Genomic DNA, 20,769 nt, shown 5'->3' with positions numbered 1-20,769 from the left:
TAACAGCCGTCATTTTTAACAAGACGGAAAAAGAAAAGAACTCTTTCTTAAACAGAGAAAGCCTGAGAAACTGCGGAGAGAATCACTTCCCTCTCCCCCGTATCGTAAAAATATGTAAGAAACGAGTGCTAATATGCTTCGGGTCCCGCGATTATTTCTATTATAACGTTGGGGATCGCCGAATATACGTTGATTTATGTCCAAAGGTAATAAATAAAAAACCACCAACATATGTATTGGTGGAGACGGTGGGAATCGAACCCACGTCCAGAGATATCGCCACTCAGACATCTACACGCATAGTTGACATATTATCATTCGCTTACCGCTCAGCCTGCCAACAGGCTTCCCGGCAGCTAGTCTGATTGGATTCTGCCATCATCCTCAGACGGTGGACGACAGAATAGCCCGCTTGATTTGAGACCCTTCAATCTGCTACACGAGCGATAGCAGGAAGGATCGCTTTAGGCAGTGCTTAGGCAGCTGCTAAAGCTGGTGAATTGTTTTCTTCGCCAGTTATATTTAGGCAATAACGTTTTACGAGCCGTAACCTCGACGCGCAGTCTGAGCTCAATCTATCCCTGTCGAATCCGTAACGTCCCCATGAAAAAGATGGGAGAATACGCCCGGATAGAACGAGCACTATTCATTTACTTGTTATAACGACAATTTTTATTATAACAGAAATCCTTTGAAAGTCAAGGGTTGGCGGTCTACTGCAAGCTTTCCTTCGCGGCACGATCCGCGTCACGCTTCATTTGCTTCCGCTTCAGATCTTCCCGTTTGTCATATTTCTTTTTTCCTTTACCGACACCGATCAACACTTTGGCCACACCGTTTTTGATGTAAACCTTCAGCGGTACAAGCGAATAGCCTTTTTGCTGGATCAAGCCGACCAGTTTATCGATCTCTTTTCGATGCAGCAGTAATTTGCGCGAACGGGTCGGATCATGATTGAACCGATTTCCCTGCTCATACGGTGCAATATGCATATTGACCAATTGCACTTCACCGCGGCGATCAATCCGTGCGTGCGAATCCTTCAAATTGATACGGCCGGCACGAATCGATTTAATCTCGGTTCCCTGCAGCACAAGGCCTGCCTCATATGTCTCTTCTATAAAAAAATCATGCCGCGCTTTTTTATTTTGTGCGATTGCTTTCCCATTTCCTTTTGGCATACGTACGTCCTCCTACTGCTTCCGTGCAACTAATTTTAACAGAAAAGAACCGTTATGCCAATTGTCGGCGAGGTCAGCTACCCGTTTTCAATGCCTGCGTTAGGGCGACAGGACGTTGAACCTTAGCCGACCGATCCTTTCTAGCCTTTTTTGAACGCTGACTAAAAAGAGGTATTTCACACATATTATAGGCAATAAACTCAACATAACAGCCTCCCAGCAAACCATCCAGACCCGAGACTTGTCAGCTGAACACCTTAATTTGTTAATCCTTCGACAATCATATCCGCGTTCCATTCCAACATTTCTACATACGTGTCCCCTTCTTCACCCGGTTTTCCCAGAGAATCGGTGAATATTTCCCCGGCAATCGGCACCCCGGTTTCATCTGACACGGTTTCCATACTGCGTGGATCCACACTTGTTTCGACAAACAATGCGGGTACAGCTTTTTCTTCAATCAAATCCACGACCGACTTAATTTGATCCGGTGTCCCTTCATTTTCATCGTTAATTTCCCAAATGTAGGCTGCTTCAAAATCATATGCTGCGGAAAAATACTTGAACGCACCTTCACTGGTCACTAAGTACCGTTTATCTTCCGGAATTTCCGCTATCTTTTGTTTAATTTTTTCATCCAGTTTTTCAAGTTTTTCAATGTATGCAGCAGTATTATTCTTATAGGCTTCTTCATTATCAGGATCAATTTTTATTAAAGCATCCCGTGCATTTTGGGCATACCTAATACCGTTTTGGACATCCAGCCATGCGTGTGGGTCTTCATCGCCTTTATGCCCGCCGGATTGAAGCAATTTAGGCTCCACCCCTTCACTAATACGGAAGACAGGATCATCTTCGCCGTCTTTACCTGCCGTTTGGATCATTTTTTCAAACCATGAATTGCCTGCTTCCAGATTCAATCCATTGTAGAACACGGCATCTGCATCTGTCACCGCCTGAACATCCTCGGGCAACGGATCATACTGGTGCGGGTCGGATCCGATTGGTGCCAGATTCTGTACGTCGGCATGCTCGCCGGCGACATTTTTGACAATATCATAAACAATTGAATAAGTTGTTACAATATCCAGGCTTTCGTCTCCTCCTTCTGCATCACTTTTAGCCTGATTTTCCTCTGAACAGCCTGCCAGAACAACAAATGTAAGCACCAGTATAATAAATACTATTTTCCTCATAAATTCCCCTCCTGATTGTTAATAGGATAATCGTTTCCGGCGTGAACGCCACGCTTTCCACAACACACCATGTTTGGGTGATACGATGAACGTAATACCAAATAAAAGCGTTGCTACCAACACAATCGTCGCGCCTGAGGCAAGGTTCGCTTTATAACTGATGTATAATCCGACCACAGAAGCAATCACCCCAAAACCGGCTGATAAAAATATCATCGTTGAAAGCCGGTTCGTGATTAAATAAGCTGTCGCAGCAGGTGTTATCAGCATCGCAACCACTAATATGATGCCTACTGTCTGCAAGGATGCGACTGTTACCATCGTCAGCAACGTCATTAGGAAGTAGTGAATGACATTATTCGGCAGACCATATGCTTTTGCCATTGTCGGATCAAATGAGGTGACTAGCAGTTCTTTGTAAAAAACGTACACACTGATCAAAACGATCACACCTATAATCATTGTCATCCACATATCCGACGGACGAACGGCAAGAACGTTGCCGAACAAAATATGGTATAAATCTGTACTGCTTTTTAAAAGTGTAATCAGGATAATCCCCAGTGCAAACGCCGCTGTAAACATAATGCCGATGGATGAATCGTTTTTAATCCGGCTGTTTTGGCTGATGTATCCGATGCCAATAGCAGTCAGTACCCCTGTCGCAACCGCTCCAAAGAAAAAATTGATTCCCAGGAAATAAGAAACTGCTACACCTGGAAGAACCGCATGTGAAATCGCATCCCCCATCAGTGCCATGCCGCGCAGCACAATAAAACTTCCAATCACACCGCATATAATACCGACCATAATGGACGTGATCATTGCCTTTTGTAAAAAATCATAATGCATCACAGCTTCGAGGAAATTCATGATTCCACCGCCAATTCTTTCAGGAATGACAGCTGACCCTCATAAGCTTTTGCAATGGTTTCGGGTTGCATGACATCCTCTACTTCTCCAAAGTCCATTAATGCCTGATTCAACAAAATAACCTGCTGAAAATATTCTTTTGCTTTACTCAAATCATGGTGGACCACCATTATGGTTTTGCCACTTGTACTCAACTCCTTCAAAATAGTCATAATTATCTCTTCACTGCGAATATCGATTCCGACAAATGGTTCATCCAAAAAGAATACTTCCGCCTGTTGTGCCAGTGCTCGTGCCAAAAATACGCGCTGCTGCTGGCCGCCGGATAATTCACCGATCTGCCGATTTTTGAAATCCGCCATTCCCACTTTACCTAGTGCATGCATGGCTACTTCCTTGTCTGCTTTTTTCGGTTTACTGGCTATTTTTAAGGACGGATATCGACCAATCAGGACCGTATCAAATACAGAAATGGGAAAATCCCAGTCAACGTCACTTCGCTGTGGGACATAGGCGATTTTTTTCCTGATATCACGATTGCTTTTTTCCATTATTTTAATATGCCCTGTATCTTTTGGTATCAAGCCTAAAATTGATTTCAACAAAGTAGATTTTCCAGCACCATTGGGACCGATAATGCCAACGATATTACCGGCTTCAATTGAGAATGAAACATCACGAAGCGCAGTCTCACCGTAGTATGAAACGTTCAGTTGATCCACACTAATTGACTTGTTCACTCCAATCCCTTCTTTCTGAATTAAAATAATTTCTACAATAACACCTTTATTGAATTTATATTAATTAGTAGCATACACAACAATTATTTAAATGTCAACAATAAAGTTGTGCGTATGCAAAATATGGTCTGTTTTTAATATATGTATTTAGTGTCGTTTTGTTCCAGCAAAAATTTATTGCAAAAAATTGCCGCCCAATCCTTGAGCAGCTGGGATTATTTCTCTCACCGACTATTTCAATAAAAGTCCAACAAAATAAAAAAAGACCAATATGATGCTCTGAATCGCACCACATTAGTCTAAATTGTTATTGACTTATTTTTTAGCCTTTTTCGCCTTGATCTTTTTCTTGTTTTCCTTCTTAGGCTGCTTGATTGTTACCAGTTCAAAGTCAACCACACGTTCATCAATATCAACCTTGACAACACGGACATCGACTTCTTCACCGATCTTATACATATTACCGGTGCGTTCACCGATCATCGCATGATTACGGTCATCATAATGATAATAATCATCGGTCAAGTAGCTGACATGCACAAGCCCCTCGATTGTATTTTCCAGTTCAACAAACAAGCCGAAATTGGTAATCGAGCTAATAACACCAGTATATTCCTCACCGATTTTATCCTGCATAAACTCAGCTTTTTTCAGATCGTCAGTTTCCCGTTCAGCATCAACTGCCGCCCGTTCCATTTCAGACGAATGACGGGCAATTTCCGGCATCCGGTCTTTCCAGTGGTTGATCGTCTGGCCATCCATTTGCTTATCAATCAAATAGGTCCGGATCAATCGGTGTACCGTCAAGTCCGGATAACGGCGAATTGGTGATGTGAAATGGGTATAAAAATCGGTTGCCAATCCAAAATGCCCAACACTTTGTGGATCATATTTCGCCTGCTGCATCGAGCGCAGCATCAGTTTGGACACAATCATTTCTTCCGGTTTACCCTTTACTTCTTCGATCACTTTTTGAAGAGCCTGGGGATGGATTTCATTGGCTGTCCCCTTCACCACATAACCGAGTCCTGCAATGAATTCGAAAAAGTGCTGCAGCTTGCTTTCATCCGGGTCCTGGTGAATCCGGTGGATGAATGGGACATCCATCCAATGGAAGTGTTCGGCAACGGTTTCGTTTGCCGCCAGCATAAATTCTTCAATCAGCCGCTCTGCCACCGACCGTTCCCTTAGGACAACATCTTCCGGTTTTCCGGATTCATCAACAAGCACCTCAGCTTCTTTAAAATCAAAATCGATGGCACCGCGGTCCATCCGTTTTCTGCGAAGGATGTCAGCCAGGTCTTCCATATTTTCAAACATAGGGACAAGTGGCTTGTATCGTTCACGGCGTTCCTCATCCCGATCAGTTAATATTTTATTCACATCATGGTATGTCATCCGTTCGTCCGTCTTGATCACACTCTGGAAAATTTCGTGATTGACCACTTCACCTTTCGCGTTGATCTCCATTTCGCAGCCAAGTGTCAATCTGTCCACGTTCGGATTCAAGGAACAAATGCCGTTTGACAGCCGGTGCGGAATCATCGGAATCACCCGGTCAACCAGATACACACTAGTTCCGCGTTCAAAAGCCTCCTCATCAATCGGGGCGTTTTCTTCCACATAATAACTGACGTCGGCAATATAAACGCCGAGTTTGTAGTTGCCATTATCCAACTTTTTGACGGATACGGCATCATCCAGGTCCTTAGCGTCGGCACCGTCTATCGTGACAATTTGTTCATCCCTTAAATCACGACGGTGTTCCAGTTCGGACGGATCAATCTCGTCTGGTGTGTTAGCCGCCTGCTCAAGCACTTCCTGAGGAAAATCAACGTTGATGCCGTGTTTATGAATAATCGATATGATATCGATGCCTGGGTCATTTTTGTGACCAAGTATATGAATGATTTCCCCTTCAGCACTCTTCCGGCCTTCCGGGTATTTGGTAATATGGGCAATCACCTTATGCCCGCTCACCGCACCACCTGTCAAGCTTTTCGGGATAAAAATGTCATTGGGAATGCGTTTATCGTCGGCAATAACAAAACCGAATGATTTGTTATTCTCAAACGTTCCGACGACCTGATGGGTGGCACGTTCCAAAATCCGGATAACCGTTCCCTCCGGCCTGTTGCCATCAGCATTCCGTTTTTCAATCCGAACCATAACCTTGTCATTATTCATGGCTGAACCCAGATCGGAGTGATGAATATAAACATCTGATTGTGCCTCATCATCCGGAATCAAAAAGGCAAACCCTTTGGCGTGCATCTGGATTCGGCCGCGGACGAGATTCATTTTTTCCGGCAGTCCGAAACGGTTTTTGCGGGTGCGGACAAGCTCGCCGGCTTCTTCTAGAACATTCAGCGCTTTCACCAGTTCTTTGAATTCAACAGCATCCTGCAAGTTTAGTGCTTCCTCAAGCTCGTCCACTGCTAATGGTTTGTCACTATGTTCATTAAAATAATCACGTAAGCGTTCCTGCATCGTTTCACGCATGTTATCACCTTCTTTCTATAGCCTATTATTCACGTTTTCCTCATTTTATAATCATTCATTCCAATCAAGCGATTCCAGAAATTGATAGATATCGTCAAACAACTGCTCTTTTTCCTTGCCCATCGTAATGACATGGCCTGAATCTTCATACCATTTGATATCCTTTTGCTCTGCTTCAACATTGTCATAAATATATGTCGCACTATCGGTGTTGATCATTTCATCTTGGCGTGCCTGCACAACAAACGTCGGGACATATATCGTGTCAATATGGCCATTCACTTCCTTAATCAGATTCGCCAGATCCGAGAACATAGCGCGGGAATTACCGACCAGTTCCTGTACCTCTTGTTCGATGGTGTCCTTATCCTTCCCTTCCAGTTGCTTAAATTCCCGTGCTTTAAATTTATACCCTTTTGTCAGTTCTTCTTCGTTGTCAAAAAACATCGGTGCACACATTGGAATGATGCCTTTCACCTGTTCAGCGTAAGCCAGCCGCAGCCCGAGTACACCGCCGAGCGACAATCCCGCAACCGCTATTTCCTGATAGCCCAGTTCCTTTAGATGATGAAAAGCGTTCCGGACATCTTCCCACCAATCATCGGCACTCGCCTTCACCAGCTCTTCAGGTTCTTTTCCGTGCCCGCGGTAAATCGGTGCATGGCTGGTGTAGCCTTTTTTCTCCAAAAACCGACCGAGCATCCGCACATCCGCTGAATGACCGGTGAATCCATGCAATAACAATACCGCACGCGGACCAGCTTCAAACGTGAACGGTTCCGGTAATTTAATTTTCATGTCTTGTTTCATCTCCTTCTGTGATTCCAGCTCCATATAGTATACCTTACCCTATTATGAGACCATTTTAAAACAAATAAACCCTTATCACACGTTGCGATAAGGGCTTCGGCCAGAATGCCATTATTGAAGTATATAACCACTCAGAAAAGCTAGCACAAAGAACAGGACGCCGGTGACAATCGTCGCCCGGTGTAAAAATAAATCCGCGCCCCGTGCTTTTTGTTTACCAAAAAGTTGCTCGGCCCCGCCGGAGATCGCTCCGGAAAGTCCTGCGCTTTTTCCCGATTGCAATAAAATCAGGACAACCATAATCACCGCATCAATCAATAATAATATATGAACAAGGCCTTCCATTCTCAATTGCACCCCTAACTTTAAGACACTCGATACCTATAAGTACTTTAGCATAACTGGATGAGCCACCGCAAGTCATCGCTTGCTTAATTTTGGACGTTTCCTGATTTTCATTTTATCATCATGATAACACATATAGAAATGGATGATGCCGGCATGAATTGTTGCAAGAAATAAACCGGCATGAGATATACCGGATTTTACTGAACTGGCTCAATTGGATGACAAGGAGAAATGCTTGATTTGCTAGTGATAAACCATGTAAAATGTAGAGTGGTGTAAAAACTTATCGAAGGGTTGGTCGAACATTATGATTGAAGGAATTGCCGCATCGAGTGGAATAGCCATTGCCAAGGCGTATCAGCTCATGACGCCTGAGCTGACATATGAAAAAAAATCCATCGATGATCCAAATAAAGAAGTCGAACGTCTGGAAAAAGCGCTGACAACAGCTAAAGGCGAACTGGAAAAAATCCGGGAACACACCCGAAAAGAAATGGGCGATGAGCACGCCGAAATCTTCTCAGCCCATTTACTCATTTTAGATGACCCGGAAATGATAAACCCAATTAAAGATAAAATTACCAACGAGAATGTCATTGCTGAAGCAGCACTGGACGAAACGACCAATATGTTCGTCGACATGTTCAAAAACATGGATAATGCTTATATGCGGGAACGTGCTGCCGATATCCAAGACGTCACCAAACGTGTGATGGCCCACTTGCTGGGCGTTACATTCCCGAATCCTGCCTTAATCGATGAAGCGGTCATTGTGATTGCGAATGATTTAACACCATCCGATACTGCCCAGCTGAACCGGGAATTCGTCCAGGGATTTGCTACCGATATTGGCGGGCGAACATCCCATTCGGCTATCATGGCACGATCACTTGAAATCCCTGCCATCGTTGGCACGAAAGAAGTGACGGAAGCTGTGAAGCAGGACGATCTCATCATTGTCGATGGTATTGAGGGAAATGTCCTTGTGAATCCAACTGATGATGAACTGGCCGCATATAAAGAAAAGCAGGCGGATTTTGAACGGCAAAAAGAAGAATGGGCCAAGCTGAAAGACGAATCAACGCTAACGGCCGATAAAGAGCAAGTCGAACTGGCAGCCAATATCGGGACACCGGACGATGTTGACAGTGTTCTGGCAAATGGTGGTGAAGGCATCGGCTTATACCGTACTGAATTTTTATACATGGGTAAAAGCCAATTGCCGACAGAAGAAGAACAATACGAGGCCTATAAAGCTGTATTGGAGAAAATGGCGGATAAGCCAGTTGTTGTCCGAACACTAGATATCGGCGGTGATAAAGAGTTGAGTTATTTGGATCTGCCGGATGAGCTGAACCCGTTTCTGGGCTTCCGTGCCATTCGTTTCTGCCTGGAAAATGAGTCCATTTTCCGGACCCAGCTGCGCGCATTATTGCGTGCCAGTGTACACGGTCATTTGAAAATCATGTTCCCGATGATTGCCACCTTGGAAGAATTCCGCCAGGCAAAAGGCATTCTACTAGACGAAAAGCAGAACCTGAAGGATGAAGGCATCAGTGTCTCGGATGATATCGAAGTCGGCATTATGGTGGAAATCCCATCAACAGCCGTCATCGCTAAACAATTTGCCAAAGAAGTTGATTTTTTCAGCATTGGCACCAACGACCTGATTCAATATACGATGGCAGCTGACCGCATGAACGAACGCGTGTCCTATTTGTATCAGCCATATCACCCGGCTATTTTAAATTTGGTCAACAATGTGATTGAAGCAGCACACGATGAAGATAAGTGGGTTGGCATGTGTGGTGAAATGGCAGGCGACACCATTGCCATCCCGGCACTGCTTGGTCTCGGGCTTGACGAATTCAGCATGAGTGCGACATCCATCCTGCCTGCACGCACACAAATCCGTGGGCTGTCGAAAGAAAAAATGACTTCCTATAAGGACAAACTGTTAGCAATGGGAACGGCTGAAGAAGTTGTTGAATTCATTAAAGAAAAAACCGAATAACTGGTTGAACGCCCGGGGCACTTTGTGCTGATCGGGCGTTTTTTATGGCAATTCAGAGGAGCTGGCGTTTTCTGCTGACCATTTTGTTGATTGTGATCATGCGCTTGTTCTATTGATATTTGTGTTCTTCTATTGATATTGCACTCTTCTGCTGATATTTCCTGTCTTCTGACGATACTGCTGCTCTTCTGACGATGTTACTGCGCTTCTGTTGATATTCCCCGTCTTCGGATGCTATTTCGTCCCTGATACTTTCATCTTTTCAGCAAAGTTCATTCTGAAACAAACGCCATTTTATCAACAATCGGCGTTCTCCCTTTATCACGGGGAATTCTTGCCGGATAACCGATTTGCATCACAGCGGCAATTTTCTCGGTTTCACTATCCAGGCCAACTTCGGTAGCAAACCCGTCGTCATGCATGTACGGGGTAATCGTCCACAGCATCCCGACGCCATATTCCCAAGCGGCGAGCTGGGCATTTTGAATAAATGCACAAACACTGGCATACGCTTCTTCATACCTGATAGGATCTTCTTCTTTTGGAAAATAAATCAGGGCATGGTGCGGAATCTGCAATAAAAATTGTTGCATCGATGCGATCATTTTTTGCGTCTTCGGGTCATCATCCGCTTTCAGCATGCCTATCCGCTGATAACTGGCGATAATCGCATCAACAAACGCTTTTTTACCGTTCTTTTCATAAAGTCTGATGTTCCATGATTCTTTCATATAATGGGACGGCGCATAAGAACCATAAGTAAAAATGTCCCGCAAAATATCGCGTTCAACTTCTTCGCTTTTAAAGTTATGAATAGACCTGCGTGCTTTAATAGCTGTTAACAAATCGATTGGGATCACCTCAAATCGTTCTCCCCTTTATTATGCCATTCATTAAAAGGGCTGCCCAGTCTGCTCAACCAAGTGAGTCAAGTTTGAGAGGCTTTATTATGCCATTCATTAAAAGGGCTGCCCAGTCATGATCGACATGAATTGATTATAAAATTGCCAGTAATCCAGATTAAGAGCAATACGATGATGCTTTTCCTCCTCCACTTCCGTCTCCAGGACATCAACATACGGTCTGATGTCCGCAATACTTTGCCCCCTGTCAATGTCATGGTCCCCTTGAATAATATTAACCGGCAAATATCTGTACGTGAACATATTATCATAGACGGTTGCCATCAAGGTGACCACATCATGCAACGGGCTCCCTTGTATGCTCGGATTTCGCTGTTTATAAAAATCGTAATAATAATCCAGCAGTGGCTTGATAATTTTCGCATGCCCCACTTGATCGATATAATCGACCATTTGTGGTGTCGCAATCGCTTGCAATGTTACATTCAACGGGACAATCGTAATATTGTTAGCATTTTTCAGAACCAGTTGTGCGGCAATCGGATCGCCATAAAAATTAGCTTCCGATACTGCTGTAGCATTCCCAGGAACCCAAAACGCACCGCCCATCATATAAATATGCCGCACATTTTCCATGACAAATGGATACAGAATACACATCGTGGCAAGCGACGTCAACCTGCCAATATTTACAATCACCAAATCCTGGTCTCGATACCGCTCTATAATTCCTACAACTTCAAAGAAATTTTCAACAACACCCTCATCATTCAAAAGCGGTGGCTCAATTGGGCCAAGTCCATATTCACCATGAATTTCAGGGAAAAAAATTGGATCCTCACCGGTCATCGGCTTTTCGGCACCCAAAATAACCTCTATCGATGGATCGATATTAAACAACCCTCTTACGTAATTAACATTTGCCAGTGCCTTTTCCCTTGGTATATTTCCATAATTAGCTACCACACCAACAATATCAATCCTGTCATCAAAATAGCCATAAATCAGGGCGACAGTATCGTCAATGCCAATATCACCGAATACCAGCACCTTTTGTGCCACATAAATCCTCTCCCAAGATTGGAATAGTTACCCAGTTAACACTATTCGTTGATGTATTTGTCCTATACCAACTTAATGACACCTTTCCGGCGCTGCTTTTGGGCAGCAGTATCAGAAAGGTGTCGTATCAGAGGGCGTTATCATTTACAGCGGTCAAGCAGGTCCAGCAGAAAAGATTTCATATCGACAAGCCGCGGGTATTGTGGCTTGATGGCGGTCCCTGCAATCACCAGGGGCACCAGCGTTTCCTGCTTGTGCAATGAACCATGTGCAGCACCACCAAGATGGAATGGTGTCGATTGTGCTTTAAATTCACACCCAGGTTTTGCATTAACCACAATGAAACGGCCTGGCTGAGAGTGCAAAGCACCGTAAATACGGGCTAATCCATCGGGATAATCACCATACGCAATTTTGTTGTCACTTGAAAGCGTTACATCCAAAAGCTCAGGGTTTCCTCTCATGTGCCATGTTTGCTGGTACATGTCTGAATATTCACCGCCTGGACTATAGTGCAATGAACCTTCTCTCATGCCTGATTCGATCCGAATGCCGTCTCCGGATTTCCAGGCTATGATATCAATCCGGGAATCTTTCATTAGTTGTCCGGCAACAGTTAAGAGCGGTAACGTATCATCCAGTATGTAAACATACGCCATGCGCTGATTCACACTGAGTACTATCTGATCTTTTTTTCGGATGGGACGCTGAATTCGTGCGATGCGATATTTTTTCAGTATTTTGCGAAGATCGATCACAAAGTCACGGTACCTGGACCCCATCGGCGCATGACCGTTATCCCCCATAACCATCCATACATTCCGGTTAAGCGCTTCTTCCCAGCTCGGGTACAAATTGAGCGTTTTTTGGATTTGACGATCAATTTTGGCGATTCCCTTTATATCCATCGGTCCTTTAAAATGAATGCGGAAATCCAGATCCTGAAAGATGCAAAATGTAAAGCCCGGAAGTTTATTCCGGCGGATTAAATGGCGCAGCTCCCGGGCCGTATATTTATAATTTCCGGCTGCGATTTGTGTTGCCACACTACGCTTACGCAGTTTGGAAAAAACACCTAAGGAAAAAATCGATGTGGCTTCCGCTGTCCACTGATCATCTTTAAAACGGGTAAATCCGCGAAGCAGTCCGGGAACCTGCAGCTTTTGCGGTGTATTGCCGCGATAAACAAAGGAATTAATGGAAGCAGATTGAATTCCCCTGTCTGCCAATTCTTCATAAAGCGTTCGGACATGACTGCTCAAATGCTCATTATTCAGGCGGTAAAGCATGTTATGGACTGTCTTTTTGAGCCCTGACTTATTCGTCTCCCTGAATCCCGTACCGTAGTTAATAATCTCTTTTTTAGAATCATCGAACCAGTTTAAACCGGGAATTTGGTGCTGATCAGCATAAGTGCCTGTCAGAAGACTGCTATCAATCGTCACTGACATTGTAGGGAAAGAACTGACCACATTGGAAATATAGCTGCCATTTTCCATCAAAAACTTCAAAGCTGGTGCCTTTCCGGTTTGTACCGCTACTTCCAGTGGTTCAGGCATCAATGAATCGATATTTAATAGAATGACCGGTTTTCGTGGTTTTACATGTTGATCCACTTTGTTTCATCCTCACTGTATGTAATAGATCTCCTCATAAAGTCATCATTTTTTATTACTGCCCAATTCATTTTCACCTATTCTGGCAATATTTGAACTTAAGCTGATCAAGGTTATTGGAAGGCTCTTGTTATAAGTATTGTTGCAGATAGGAAGGCTTATCATTTCCTGTCTGCAAAAAGAAAGATGACTCTCCTCCTGGATAGCCATCTTTCTTTCTGTTTCATTTCACTTACTTTTTCAAATTATAAAATGCATCCAAACCGGCATATTCGCCCATTCCTGCCAGTTCATCTTCAATGCGCAACAGCTGATTGTATTTGGCAACACGATCCGTTCGGGACGGTGCGCCGGTTTTAATCTGTCCGGCGTTGGCTGCAACCGCAATATCAGCGATACTTGCATCTTCTGTTTCGCCGGAACGGTGGGAAATGACCGCTGTATAGCCGGCCTTTTTAGCCATCTCAATCGCCTCAAATGTTTCGGTCAACGTTCCGATCTGATTCACTTTGACAAGGATAGAGTTACCGACACCCTGTTCAATACCACGGGAAAGCTTGCTCGTGTTCGTCACAAACAAGTCGTCGCCAACAAGTTGAACACGGTCACCGATACGGTCGGTCAGACGTTTATGGCCTTCCCAATCATTCTCGTCCAATCCGTCTTCAATCGAGATAATCGGGAACTTCTCAATCAGGTCTGCATACCAGTCAACCATTTCTGTTGCCGTACGGGTAACACCTTCGCCTTTAAGGTGGTATTTGCCGTCTTCATAGATTTCCGAAGAAGCAACATCCATCGCGAGCTTAACTTCTTCACCCGGTTTGTAGCCGGCAGCTTCAATCGCTTCAACAATCGTACCAAGTGCTTCTTCGTTGGAGCTAAGACTTGGTGCAAATCCGCCTTCATCACCGACACCGGTATTGTAACCTTTGGACGTCAACACCTTTTTCAGGGCATGAAAAATTTCCGCACCTGTCCGCAATGCTTCTTTGAATGTTGGGGCTGCCACAGGCATGATCATGAATTCCTGAATGTCCACGTTATTATCGGCGTGTTCACCGCCATTTAAAATATTCATCATTGGTGTTGGCAGTGTTTTGGCATTAAATCCGCCGAGATAATTGTACAATGGCTGTTCAAGATAACTGGAGGCCGCGTGGGCAACTGCCATGGATACGCCAAGAATCGCATTGGCCCCGAGACTTCCTTTATTATCAGTGCCGTCAAGTTCCTGCATCAGCTGATCGATAATGTTCTGCCGGGTCACATCAACACCGAGCAGTTCAGGGGCGATCACGTCATTCACATTCTCGACCGCTTTTTCGACACCTTTTCCAAGATAACGGTCCTGGTCACCATCGCGCAATTCCACGGCTTCATATTCACCTGTTGAAGCACCACTTGGCACCAATGAAGCACCAAAAGCCCCGGATTCCGTAAACACTTCCACTTCAACTGTCGGATTGCCACGGGAGTCAAGGACTTCACGGGCATAAACGTCTGTAATGTATGGCATCAAACCACTCCTTTATTTTTTTATAAGGGATTCACCGGTCATTTCCGCCGGTTTTTCAATCCCCAGTAAATCCAGTAATGTCGGGGACAAATCGGCCAAAATACCGCCATCACGCAGTTCGGCTCCCTCTTTCGTCACGATGACCGGCACAGGCCGCGTCGTATGTGTTGTCATCGGGTCGCCTTCCAGTGTGACAACTTCATCCGAATTACCGTGATCAGCGGTAATAATCGCATTGCCGCCCAGTTCCAAGATCTTATCCACGACTTTGCCAAGACACTCATCAACAGCTTCAACGGCTTTGATCGTTGGCTCAAGTTTACCGGAATGACCGACCATGTCCGGGTTGGCAAAGTTAAGGATAATGGCATTGTGCCGCTGTGAATCAAGTTCTTCAAGCAAGGAATCCGTCACCTTGTAAGCACTCATTTCCGGCTGTAGATCATAAGTAGCCACTTTCGGTGAGTCAATCAGCACCCGATTTTCGCCCGGAAATTGATTTTCACGGCCGCCGCTCATGAAAAACGTCACGTGCGGATATTTTTCCGTTTCGGCTATACGCAGCTGATTCATCTCATGCTGGGACAAAACTTCCCCCACCGTGTTGTCTAGATTAGCTGGCTCATAGGCAACATAGCCGTCAATCGCTTCACTGAATTCAGTCAACATAACAAAATCCAGGTTTTTCGGCCGTTGTTCGCCCCGGTCAAAATCACGGAAGTCTTCATTGGCAAACGTCCGGGAAATTTGGATCGCCCGGTCAGGCCGGAAATTGTAAAAAATGATCGCGTCTTCATCCTGCACTTTACCAACTGGTTCACCGTTTTTGTCCGTCAGAACAGACGGAATAACAAATTCGTCATAAATGCCGTTTTCGTAGGAATCGTCAATCACCTTATATGGGTCTTCATAAGTCGGACCTTTGCCATATACCATCGCATCATAGGCTTTCTGAACCCGCTCCCAGCGTTTATCGCGATCCATCGAGTAGTAGCGACCGGAAATCGTAGCGAACTGACCGACCCCATATTCGTTTATTTTGTCCTCCGTCTGTTTGATGTATTCCTTCGCCGTTTGCGGGCCGACGTCGCGGCCATCCAAAAAGGCGTGGATGTAGACGTTTTCCAGTTCATGATCTTTTGCCAGTTTCAGCAGAGCAAAAAGATGGCTGATATGACTGTGCACGCCGCCGTCAGACAAAAGGCCAAAAATGTGCAGCGCCTTATCGTTGTCTTTGGCATGCTGGATGGATTTCAGGAAGGCCTCTTTTTCAAAAAATTCTCCTTCCCTGATGGATAGATTAACCCGCGTCAGGCTCTGGTAGACAACCCTGCCCGCTCCAATATTAAGGTGTCCAACTTCCGAGTTGCCCATTTGTCCTTCAGGGAGTCCGACTGCCTTACCAGACGCCTGTAATTGATTATGGGCACAGGTTTTCCAATAGCGGTCCAGGTTAGGTGTATGGGCCTGTTTGACGGCATTGCCTTCCGCTTCATCACGCAGGGCTAATCCATCAAGGATAATCAATGCCGCTAATTTATTATCACTCATGTTGTACCTGCCTCCACAAGCTGCTGAAATGATTCCGCTTCAAGACTGGCACCTCCGACAAGCGCGCCATCAATGTCGGATTGTGTCAGGAGCTCATCAATATTGGCCGGCTTGACACTTCCGCCATATTGGATGACCACTTGTTCGGCAATATCGCCGGATGTCATCTCTTTAACAACGTTGCGGATATGTGCACAAACCTCATTGGCATCGGCACTTGACGCTGTTTTGCCGGTACCAATGGCCCAAATCGGCTCATATGCGATAATGGTGTCCGCCACCTGATCATGACGCAATCCTTCCAAGCCTTTTTTGATCTGTTGTTCAGTATGATTCATGGTTTGGTTGGCCTCACGCTGTTCGAGTGATTCACCTACACAAACGATCGGTGTTAAACCATGATTAAAAGCCGCGTGGACTTTCTTATTCACCGTTTGATCTGTTTCTGCAAAATGTTCACGACGTTCAGAGTGGCCAATGACAACATACGTGACGCCAAGATCCTTCAACATAACCGGGCTGACTTCACCGGTGAATGCGCCACTGTCTTCAAAATGCATGTTTTGTGCACCAACCTGCAACCGGCTCCCTTTCGTCTTCTCCACTAGGGATGGCAAAAAGGGAAACGGGGCACAAACGATCGCTTCGACGTTATCGTCATTCGGGAGCTTGTCTGTCACGTTATCGGCAAATTGCTCAGCCTCAGTCAGTACTTTGTTCATTTTCCAATTTCCTGCAATGACTTTCTTTCGCATTATATCACCTCTCCTGAATTATTTATCGTCAAGTGCCTTTACGCCAGGCAGGACCTGTCCTTCCATAAATTCAAGTGATGCGCCGCCGCCTGTGGACACGTGATCCATATCACCGGCAAAACCAAATTTTTCGACAGCCGCTGCTGAGTCGCCACCACCGATAATCGTATAACCGTCAGTATCGGCCAAGCTTTCGGCAACAGCGCGTGTTCCGCCAGCAAATGGGCTGTATTCAAACACACCCATTGGGCCGTTCCAGATAATCAGCTTGGACTCCTTGACGATTTGACCGTATGATTCACGTGTTTTCGGCCCAATATCCAGCGCCTCCCAATCAGCAGGTATGTCGGTGATGTCGACGATTTTCGTGTTGGCCTCTTCGGAAAAGTCATCGGCTACAACGACATCTTCCGGCATAAAAAACCGGACACCTTTAGCTTCTGCCTTTTGCATGAATTCATTGGCCAGGTCCATTTTATCTTCTTCCAGCAATGATTTGCCAATTTCGTGGCCTTGTGCTTTGACAAATGTATAGGCAAGTCCGCCGCCGATGATTAGATTGTCTACCTTGTCCAACAGATTATCAATTACATTAATTTTGTCTTTGACCTTGGCTCCGCCGATAATGGCGGTGAATGGCTGGTCAGGGTCCGCCAATGCGTTGCCGAGCACTTCTATTTCCTTTTCCATTAGAAAGCCGGCTGCGGCAGGCAATTTTTCAGCGACACCAGTTGTTGAGGCGTGGGCCCGATGTGCAGCACCGAATGCATCGTTGACATACAGATCGGCCATATCCGCAAACGCCTGGGCCAGGTCTGGATCATTTTTCTCTTCACCCGGTTCAAACCTAACATTTTCAATCAAGACAATATCACCATTGCTAACTTGTGACAGAGCCTCATTCACTTCTTTTCCATGTACGGCATCGGTTTTAACCACATCTTTTCCAAGTAAATTACTTAAACGCTCAGCCACCGAGTCAAGCCGCAATTCCTCTACCACGTCACCTTTTGGCCGGCCGAGATGGCTCGCTAAAATAACGATGGCACCTCTTTCTGTCAAATGTTCAATCGTCGGCACTGCTGCCCTGATCCGTGTGTCATCCGTCACCTGGCCGTCTATCATCGGCACATTAAAATCCACACGGCAAAACACTTTTTTGCCTTCTACATCCAGATCCTGCAGTGTTTTCTTATTCAAATGAGCGTCCTCCTTCCAGGGGATATGTACAGTTTAGAAATGACGGTGCTGCCGCCTCATGCCAAAGGCGGAAGCCCGACAGTCAGATGTAACAATCGCTAAGTCAGTCGATTTCATTATCGTTGGATTCGAAAAAAGGAGGAGGATGGCCCTCCCCCTATCATCAACCTTATAGTCCCTGTTTGCTGATATAAACAGCCAGGTCAACACAGCGTGCAGAATAAGCCATTTCGTTGTCATACCAGGAAACGACTTTCACCATGTTGTCTTCAAGGGTCATTGTTGACTGGGCGTCAAACAATGACGAATACGTGGTGCCGACGATATCACTGGAAACGAGCGGCGCTTCACTGTAGCCGACAATTCCTTTGAGTCCTTCTTCTTCAGCAGCTGCTTTGAACGCTTCATTAACTTCCTCTTCTGTTACGTTTTGCTCAAGTTCAGCGACCAGATCAGTCAATGAACCATCAGGTGTCGGTACGCGGACAGCCATACCGTTTAGTTTGCCGTCCAATTCAGGCACGACTTTGCCAACCACTTTGGCAGCGCCGGTTGTTGTCGGAATAATATTTTGGGCTGCTGCACGGGCACGGCGGTAGTCTTTATGCGGCAAGTCAAGAATTTGCTGGTCATTCGTATAGGAGTGAACAGTTGTCATCAGACCGCGTTTGACACCGAATTTGTCATGCAATACTTTGGCAAGCGGTGCAATGCAGTTTGTCGTACACGATGCATTGGACACAATGTGGTGTTTTTCAGGGTCATAGTCTGTTTCGTTAACCCCCATGACCATGGTCAAGTCTTCTTGTTTTGCCGGTGCTGAAATAACCACTTTTTTCGCGCCTGCGTCAAGGTGTTTTTTCGCATCGTCACGCTGCGTAAAATGGCCGGTCGATTCAATCACAATGTCAACCCCGATATCGCCCCAGCCAAGATTAGCGGGATCGCGTTCCGAAAGGACTTTAATTTCTTTTCCGCCGACGACAATGTTGGAGCCATTAACCGTCACTTCCTCATCCAGTACACCGTGGACAGAGTCATACTGCAGTAAGTGTGCCAACATATTCGCATCTGTTAAGTCATTCACAGCGACGACGTCGACGTCATCATTTTTTAGTGCTTGACGGAAAACGTTACGTCCAATACGGCCAAATCCGTTAATTCCCATTTTTAGTGCCATGTATATTTCCTCCTAATTGTTGCTAGTAATTTGATTTATTTTAAAGGGATTGATTATCCCTTAAAATCGTTTCTGCCGCTGCCTCATCGGTTATTAAAAGATTGCTTCTGCCTTGTTTAAAAAAAGACGTAATGGCCTGTGCTTTTGACTTGCCACCGGCCACCGTAATAACACGTTGGTCGGCTCTGGATAAGTCTTCGAGGTGAATCCCGATTGTCCTGACTTTGTGGACTACCGCCCCAGACGCATTGAAATAATAACCAAATGCCTCACTGACAGCCTTTTCCTTCTCTAATTTTCCGATGATATCCGGCGATGTTTTACGCCGCTCTGCCATTGTGATGGCATCACCGATCCCGTGCAGGACAACAGAAGCATGCTGAATGCGTTGTAACACGTCGATGACGGCAGGTTCCTGTATCATTGTTTGGTATGAGGTTTCACTTAACGGGTCCGGCACATAAAGCAGCCGGTAACTCCCTTTTGCCTGTCTTGCCATTCTAGCAACGATTGTATTGGCCTGATTTTCCTCTTTTTCGCCAATACCGCCTCTAGCCGGGACAAACAAGCATTTCGTGTTGTTTTCGAAAGGACTCATCATCTCAGCAACTGCCGCCATGGTCGTTCCACCAGTGACAGCAATCGATTCATCTGATGACACGTGTTCTTTCAAATACTTCACACAGGCTTTTCCCATTTCTTGTTTTACCCATTCATGCTCATCACTATTACCGGGAACAATGATAATATTGTCCAGTTTTAATGTTTCCTTCAATTGGCTTTCTAAAACACTCAAGCCCATTAAGTCATGCATAAATGCTGCCAATTGGTCAATGACTAATTTCCCCTCTTTTGTCAATTGCATACCTTTTAATGATGCATCAATTAACCCTTGACGCGACAGTACATCAACCTCACTGCGTACATGGCGTTCGGTTAAATTGGTATTGGCTGCCAGAGCACGGCGCCCAATCGGCTGCAAAAGTTCGATATTTTGCATGAGTGTATATCGCTGCTGCATGACTTCCAGCAAATCAGGGTATAATTTTTTCTGCATGTCGATCAATTCGCGCATCCAAGAACTCCTTATCTGGTCAATTTTTGTCCCGGCATTTTATAATATGTCCCGCATAGACCAAAAAAATATAGATGGGATGCCTTCCGTTCATTTTCATTGTATCATATCTCTATTTTTATACAAATCATTTGCTGTTCGCCACCTGCAATGCTGCTCGGGAGTTTGACACCCAAATTGAATAAAAAGTGACCGTAAGCCAACTCAGGCTTATATTTTTTTGTCAAATTTTACTTAAAATTATTGCGTACTATTTCGTACTATCGTATAATAAGGATACTAGC

General features: G+C 45.1%; 17 protein-coding genes and 1 other RNA gene. 1 reads left to right on the top strand and 17 read right to left on the bottom strand.

The window, feature by feature from the left end:
* Nucleotides 1-237: 237 nt before the first annotated feature.
* The 8 genes from ssrA to secG all read right to left on the bottom strand — a co-directional run bounded on the left by ssrA (nucleotide 238) and on the right by secG (nucleotide 7,647).
* Nucleotides 238-603: a transfer-messenger RNA gene (ssrA, locus tag ACFQ4A_RS12625) on the bottom strand.
* Between the two features lie 110 nt (nucleotides 604-713).
* A complete protein-coding gene (gene smpB / locus ACFQ4A_RS12620) occupies nucleotides 714-1,181 on the bottom strand; it encodes an SsrA-binding protein SmpB (protein ID WP_382401163.1) in 468 nt (155 codons plus the stop codon).
* 257 nt (nucleotides 1,182-1,438) lie between these two features.
* A complete protein-coding gene (locus tag ACFQ4A_RS12615) occupies nucleotides 1,439-2,377 on the bottom strand; it encodes a metal ABC transporter substrate-binding protein (RefSeq protein WP_382401161.1) in 939 nt (312 codons plus the stop codon).
* 18 nt (nucleotides 2,378-2,395) lie between these two features.
* Complete coding sequence (locus ACFQ4A_RS12610; protein WP_382401159.1) at nucleotides 2,396-3,250, bottom strand: metal ABC transporter permease; 855 nt, start codon at nucleotides 3,248-3,250, stop codon at nucleotides 2,396-2,398.
* A complete protein-coding gene (locus ACFQ4A_RS12605; RefSeq protein WP_382401157.1) occupies nucleotides 3,247-3,990 on the bottom strand; it encodes a metal ABC transporter ATP-binding protein in 744 nt (247 codons plus the stop codon). Before ACFQ4A_RS12605 ends, ACFQ4A_RS12610 begins: the two co-directional genes overlap by 4 nt.
* A gap of 315 nt (nucleotides 3,991-4,305) precedes the next feature.
* Nucleotides 4,306-6,492 (bottom strand): ribonuclease R, encoded by a 2,187-nt coding sequence (gene rnr, locus ACFQ4A_RS12600; RefSeq protein ID WP_382401155.1) that lies wholly within the window; start codon nucleotides 6,490-6,492, stop codon nucleotides 4,306-4,308.
* Between the two features lie 51 nt (nucleotides 6,493-6,543).
* On the bottom strand, nucleotides 6,544-7,290 hold the full coding sequence (locus ACFQ4A_RS12595; RefSeq protein WP_382401153.1) for an alpha/beta hydrolase: 747 nt from the start codon (nucleotides 7,288-7,290) through the stop codon (nucleotides 6,544-6,546).
* A 123-nt stretch (nucleotides 7,291-7,413) separates the two neighbouring features.
* On the bottom strand, nucleotides 7,414-7,647 hold the full coding sequence (gene secG, locus ACFQ4A_RS12590) for a preprotein translocase subunit SecG (RefSeq protein WP_382401151.1): 234 nt from the start codon (nucleotides 7,645-7,647) through the stop codon (nucleotides 7,414-7,416).
* A gap of 310 nt (nucleotides 7,648-7,957) precedes the next feature.
* Here secG and ptsP point away from each other — a divergent pair, with 310 nt between their 5' ends.
* Nucleotides 7,958-9,664, top strand: a complete 1,707-nt coding sequence (gene ptsP, locus ACFQ4A_RS12585) for a phosphoenolpyruvate--protein phosphotransferase (protein ID WP_382401148.1) — start codon at nucleotides 7,958-7,960, stop codon at nucleotides 9,662-9,664.
* A gap of 272 nt (nucleotides 9,665-9,936) precedes the next feature.
* Here the strand turns inward: ptsP and ACFQ4A_RS12580 are convergent, their stop codons facing one another.
* From ACFQ4A_RS12580 to ACFQ4A_RS12540, 9 genes are all read right to left on the bottom strand, one after another.
* A complete protein-coding gene (locus ACFQ4A_RS12580) occupies nucleotides 9,937-10,524 on the bottom strand; it encodes a nitroreductase family protein (protein WP_382401146.1) in 588 nt (195 codons plus the stop codon).
* 99 nt (nucleotides 10,525-10,623) lie between these two features.
* Nucleotides 10,624-11,589, bottom strand: a complete 966-nt coding sequence (locus tag ACFQ4A_RS12575) for a nucleoside hydrolase (RefSeq protein ID WP_382401144.1) — start codon at nucleotides 11,587-11,589, stop codon at nucleotides 10,624-10,626.
* A 140-nt stretch (nucleotides 11,590-11,729) separates the two neighbouring features.
* Nucleotides 11,730-13,205, bottom strand: a complete 1,476-nt coding sequence (locus tag ACFQ4A_RS12570; protein ID WP_382401142.1) for an alkaline phosphatase family protein — start codon at nucleotides 13,203-13,205, stop codon at nucleotides 11,730-11,732.
* 232 nt (nucleotides 13,206-13,437) lie between these two features.
* Nucleotides 13,438-14,724, bottom strand: coding sequence for a phosphopyruvate hydratase (eno, locus tag ACFQ4A_RS12565; protein ID WP_382401140.1), 1,287 nt, complete (start codon nucleotides 14,722-14,724; stop codon nucleotides 13,438-13,440).
* Between the two features lie 12 nt (nucleotides 14,725-14,736).
* Nucleotides 14,737-16,275 carry a 2,3-bisphosphoglycerate-independent phosphoglycerate mutase gene (gene gpmI / locus ACFQ4A_RS12560; RefSeq protein ID WP_382401138.1) on the bottom strand — a complete coding sequence of 513 codons (1,539 nt, stop codon included), beginning with the start codon at nucleotides 16,273-16,275 and terminating at the stop codon, nucleotides 14,737-14,739.
* A complete protein-coding gene (tpiA, locus tag ACFQ4A_RS12555) occupies nucleotides 16,272-17,030 on the bottom strand; it encodes a triose-phosphate isomerase (RefSeq protein ID WP_382401136.1) in 759 nt (252 codons plus the stop codon). Before tpiA ends, gpmI begins: the two co-directional genes overlap by 4 nt.
* Before the next feature lie 18 nt (nucleotides 17,031-17,048).
* Entirely contained in the window at nucleotides 17,049-18,230 is a 1,182-nt protein-coding gene (locus ACFQ4A_RS12550) for a phosphoglycerate kinase (protein WP_382401134.1), read from the bottom strand.
* 169 nt (nucleotides 18,231-18,399) lie between these two features.
* A complete protein-coding gene (gap, locus tag ACFQ4A_RS12545; RefSeq protein WP_382401132.1) occupies nucleotides 18,400-19,410 on the bottom strand; it encodes a type I glyceraldehyde-3-phosphate dehydrogenase in 1,011 nt (336 codons plus the stop codon).
* Nucleotides 19,411-19,450: 40 nt separating this feature from the next.
* On the bottom strand, nucleotides 19,451-20,485 hold the full coding sequence (locus ACFQ4A_RS12540; protein ID WP_382401131.1) for a sugar-binding transcriptional regulator: 1,035 nt from the start codon (nucleotides 20,483-20,485) through the stop codon (nucleotides 19,451-19,453).
* Nucleotides 20,486-20,769: the final 284 nt, after the last annotated feature.

It is taken from the genome of Lentibacillus salinarum (assembly GCF_042679865.1).
Lineage (GTDB): Bacteria > Bacillota > Bacilli > Bacillales > Amphibacillaceae > Lentibacillus > Lentibacillus salinarum.
Note: the sequence above shows the minus strand (reverse complement) of the source record. Positions and strands in the feature narration are given on the sequence as shown.